This window comes from Kitasatospora nipponensis (assembly GCF_039528135.1).
Taxonomy (GTDB): domain Bacteria; phylum Actinomycetota; class Actinomycetes; order Streptomycetales; family Streptomycetaceae; genus Kitasatospora; species Kitasatospora nipponensis.
Genome location: NZ_BAAALF010000901.1, coordinates 1 through 598, shown reverse-complemented (window position 1 = coordinate 598; position 598 = coordinate 1). Strand labels below are relative to the sequence as shown.

At 72.1% G+C, this 598-nt stretch carries 1 protein-coding gene; it reads right to left on the bottom strand.

Annotated elements, in window-relative coordinates; all coding sequences use genetic code 11:
• Positions 1 to 65 precede the first annotated feature (65 nt).
• Positions 66 to 512 carry an RNA-binding protein gene (locus ABD323_RS43950; protein WP_344447604.1) on the bottom strand — a complete coding sequence of 149 codons (447 nt, stop codon included), beginning with the start codon at positions 510 to 512 and terminating at the stop codon, positions 66 to 68.
• Positions 513 to 598: the final 86 nt, after the last annotated feature.

Here is a 598-nt window from a genome sequence, read left to right as displayed (position 1 = left end):
GCGCGTGCCCTGCGCGTCCGTTCCATTCGGCAGGTCGTCCGGCCGTGCTGCCGCCGCCCAGCTGGCTACCGGTCGGAGTGGCGCTCCGGCAACAGGGCGATCTCGATGGCGAGTGCGCCCAGCTTCTCCTTCGTGGGCGGGTAGATGCCGCGCAGAGCGGCGAGGATGCCGCGCCGGTCGGTGGTCGGGTTGATCGCGGCCGGGTTCTCTGCGTTGACGAGGGCCGCGAAGTCCGGGTAGAGGGCGAGGCGGATCACCTCGGAGGAGACCGGCTGGTGGTGGTCGGTGCGGAAGTCGATCCGGTCGCCCGGGCGGATGAGGTTCTTGGCCGGGCTGGCGGTGCGCACCTCGACGGTCTTGGATCCGCTGGCGACGAGGGCGTAGTAGGCGGGTAGCAGGTGCAGGTCGTGCGTTCCGGCCGGGCCGGGGCTGCCGGGCGGGGAGCGGCGGGCGGACTGTTCGAGGTGCTCGTCGGCGAGGACGCGGCCGTGCGGTTGGGTGTCCGTGGTCATGGTGTTCCTCGAGTGAGCTGGTCGGCGGGGCGGTGACGGCCCGGTGTTGCAGGGGCCGACAACCGGATGTGCTCGACGGTAGTGGG